This is a genomic window from Moorena sp. SIO3B2 (assembly GCF_010692525.1).
GTDB lineage: Bacteria > Cyanobacteriota > Cyanobacteriia > Cyanobacteriales > Coleofasciculaceae > Moorena > Moorena producens.
Genome location: NZ_JAAHHE010000317.1, coordinates 1 through 3,502 on the forward strand (window position 1 = coordinate 1; position 3,502 = coordinate 3,502).

The 3,502-nt window shown below is 42.6% G+C and carries 4 protein-coding genes and 2 pseudogenes; 4 read left to right on the top strand and 2 right to left on the bottom strand.

The features are described 5' to 3' along the window. Positions 1-66: 66 nt before the first annotated feature. Entirely contained in the window at positions 67-312 is a 246-nt protein-coding gene (locus F6K38_RS32300; protein WP_008186894.1) for a DUF4926 domain-containing protein, read from the bottom strand. A gap of 141 nt (positions 313-453) precedes the next feature. On the opposite strand from F6K38_RS32300, the gene F6K38_RS32305 reads away from it, so the two are divergent. The 4 genes and pseudogenes from F6K38_RS32305 to F6K38_RS32320 all read left to right on the top strand — a co-directional run bounded on the left by F6K38_RS32305 (position 454) and on the right by F6K38_RS32320 (position 2,785). Next, a complete protein-coding gene (locus tag F6K38_RS32305) occupies positions 454-861 on the top strand; it encodes a XisH family protein (RefSeq protein WP_287253445.1) in 408 nt (135 codons plus the stop codon). Between the two features lie 80 nt (positions 862-941). Continuing rightward, positions 942-1,103 carry an element excision factor XisI family protein gene (locus F6K38_RS32310; RefSeq protein WP_287359189.1) on the top strand — a complete coding sequence of 54 codons (162 nt, stop codon included), beginning with the start codon at positions 942-944 and terminating at the stop codon, positions 1,101-1,103. A 473-nt stretch (positions 1,104-1,576) separates the two neighbouring features. Continuing rightward, a pseudogene (locus F6K38_RS32315) lies at positions 1,577-1,717 on the top strand (element excision factor XisI family protein); the annotation flags it as partial. Between the two features lie 327 nt (positions 1,718-2,044). Continuing rightward, on the top strand, positions 2,045-2,785 hold the full coding sequence (locus F6K38_RS32320) for a class I SAM-dependent methyltransferase (RefSeq protein WP_287359178.1): 741 nt from the start codon (positions 2,045-2,047) through the stop codon (positions 2,783-2,785). 333 nt (positions 2,786-3,118) lie between these two features. On the opposite strand, the pseudogene F6K38_RS32325 reads toward F6K38_RS32320, so the two are convergent. Beyond that, positions 3,119-3,502 (bottom strand): annotated as a pseudogene (locus F6K38_RS32325) (hypothetical protein); the annotation flags it as partial.

A 3,502-nucleotide genomic window follows, 5' to 3' on the forward strand; every position in this document is an offset into this window, starting at 1 on the left:
GTTACCCCTGAAGGATATTGCCCAATATACGGGGTTGAGCGTTGATGAGATTGATCGGTTGTAGCTTCAAACCGCTTCATCTAATATTCGGATATGCAGAACCTCATTTTTCATTAATGGCTCAATTTGTGACTCGGAAACCACTAAAACGGCGATCGTTTCCCCGATCCCATTGAAAACTTCCAGACTATAACCATCCTCTGCGTCTTCTACTGGATGGTGATCGACAATCGTTGCAATATCCCCTTGCTGCAACTTATGCTTGGGAAAATCTTCCCCCAGGGCCACCCGTGAAAATAACTCAAATGCCATTATCTAGCCTCCTGTATGAGGATATACCACTAGACCGGTGAACTATTTAAAAGTAAGGTTTGCTGGTGCGATCGCATGATCAATACATTCGATCTAGCATATAATCTTACCAGAAAAGGTTCCTATTTCTTTTAAAATCTCATGGCAAAGGATCGTTTCCACAATGCAGTGAGAACTGCCCTAGAAAAAGAGAACTGGGTAATTACTGCCGATCCTTATCAGTTGAGTGTTGGAGAAGTGGATTTTGAAATTGATCTTGCTGAAGAGCTAATCGCTGCGGAACGAGCAGGAGAAAAAATTGCTGTGGAAATCAAAAGCTTTATTGGTCGATCCCTTGTCTCCGATTTTCATACTGCCCTTGGGCAATGCATCAACTATCAATTTGCCCTAAATGAAGTTGATTCTCAACGTAATCTTTACCTTGCTATTCCTGAAACAATTTACCAATCTTTCTTCCAGCGACGCTTTGTACGATCAGTAATTGATAAGACTCAAATCAACTTACTTATCTATGACCAAACTCACGAGGTTATTCGGCAATGGGTGTAGAAGAATCTGTAGAACAATATCGTCAGTGGATTCAGGAATTACTGCTAGAACGAGCCAATCGTAAGCCCACCTTCCCATAAATCGAAGCCCAGGCGGTTTTGGACACAGAACGAGATCATTATCTGTTGCTGCACACTGGCTGGAAGGATAACCGTCGCACCCACGGATGTAGCCTCCACTTAGATATCAAAAATGTTGACACTCCCCGCCCTGGAAGGACGGGGATTCTTGCTTGGCCGTAGGCCACGCTACGCGAACAACGAGGTGACTTGTTTAACCAGGCCGGAGCCAGGCAAAATAGAGGTCTCCTCGACCCAAGCGTATTTGGTCTATGACCTAGGTTTCGGTGTGCCCCACCGTACCTTTTTTTTATATTATAGATAGATACTTTTTTAATCTAATTTTTTTCATAGACGTTGTCTTGATGCAGTCGCTCATGGGGGAAACCCCCAAGACCGCTTAGGTGCGCTTTCCGTTGGCGAATTAAATTCGCCACGGGTCGCACCTCTGCATCGCTTAAGTCGTTAGACCAAATTACGCAATATGTATCTGATACATATTTTTTACGTTGCCTACTTATTTTTAGATAGTATTTATCTACGTTTTTAGTTTATTGCTTAGATATTCATCCTAACACGCTCTGTGAAAACTGTCAAGTTTTAGCTGAAAAAGAAAGCCGTCGAACGAAGGACGGGGCTTTAGACCCATTATTTTTGGTAAAATCTGGATTGAGCATGATGGCACCGAAATTGGAATTGCTACCCAATTGCTTGAACTCGGTGTTCCAGCTGAGGATATTGTCCTTGGCTTCCACTCCCCCAACATGCGCCAATACACAGAGTTTGCCGTTGATTAACTAGACTTCGGGCGTTGCTGAATCTTTCAATCAATAGGAGTAGAGTGGGCATCCTGCCCGCCCCAAAACATCGCCGAACAGGCAAGATGCCTATTCCACCGGTAGAGTGGGCATCCTGCCCGCCCCAAAACATCGCCGAACAGGCAAGATGCCTATTCCACCGGTAGAGTGGGCATCCTGCCCGCCCCAAAACATCGCCGAACAGGCAAGATGCCTATTCTACAGGATTTTTTTCCTGTTCCCTGTTCCCTAAAACCCAGAAGTTTGTACTTCACCAATTGAAAACCGCTATATTGATAATCATAAAGAACAATAGGAATTAAAGCCATGAGTAGCTCAAATCAAAAACACTATAAAAGAATCGGGAGTATCTATGATGATTTGTGGAGTTACTCAGAAGACTACATTAGATTTATGGGGTTAAAAATTAGTGAATATTTACGCTTGACCTCAACAGATAGTCTTGTGGATTTAGGCTGCGGGACAGGACTTTTTACCCAAGCAATTCCTAAGGAAATACAGTTAGATAATCCGATTATCTGCGTCGATCCTTCTGAAGAGATGCTATCACAAATTCCCTTAAGCCCCCAATACCAAATTAGGGCAGTAGATGCGATTACTTTTGTATCTGAAACTTCAGGTTATAATAAGGTCTATATGAAGGAAGCAATTCATCATATAGATAATAAAGAATTACTATTTAGTAGTTTGTTCCAAAGGCTAAATAGTGGAGGAATGTTTTTGCTGATCCTTCTGCCTCCAACTATTGATTATCCTTTATTCAAGGAAGCTTTAGATCGATATGAAAGAGGGCAACCTAACTATAACGACCTCACTAGTTTACTTGATAAAGTCGGCTTCAAGGTCTCAGTTGATTTTGTTGAATATATTCAGTCAATTCCTAAAGAGCAATACTTGAAAATGGTAGAAAATCGCTATATGTCATTACTGTCATTCTTTGATGATCAACAGTTAGAGGAAGGTTTAGCAGAAATATCAGAAAAATATGCTCAACAGTCTATCCTTGAATTTCCTGACCGTTTTGTTTTTATTACAGCAAGTAAGTAGTTAAGCAGTCAGCTATCAGCTATCAGCTATCAGCTATAAGTTATCAGCTATAAGTTATCAGCTATCAGCTATCAGCTATCAGCTATCAGCTATAAGTTATCAGCTATCAGCTAATGCGCTACGGATGGTGCTACTTGAGGGGCTTTTGAATCAAACAGGTCAGCATTCGAATAATGCTGAGTTATGTCACAGCGTCGAAGGCTGTGGCACAAACTAGAAGCCTGTGCCACAAAGCTGACGGCTGACGGCTGACGGCTGACGGCTGAATGCTTACGTTAAACGTTATGGATTTACCTTTACTGCCAAAGATATAGGGATTTGCAACAGGTCTAGTTACCGGCCTAAACCAGTAGTTGCGATCGCATCCGCTCTAGCATTCAATCGCTTCAGTAAGGTTGTATGGGAGAGATTGGGATCATCCTTAATAGTGACTAGACCAAAACTAATCGGGGGTGTATGACCGGGCAAATCTACCCAACGATACCAGGTATAACCAACAAAAGCGGGATGAGTCAAAGCCCTGGCTAAGGACTTAGCGCCATTACGCATCATCCGTGACCTTTCGGAAAAGCCGTCTTCTGGTTCATCGGGTAAGGCTCGTTGAGTAAACCTGGTGTGTCCCCAACTAAACTCACTGTTGAGCACTGGCAATTTTGTAGCTTGGTAGTATAGGTCTATCCGCTCATACATGTTGTAGCGATAATTGTTAGCAGATAC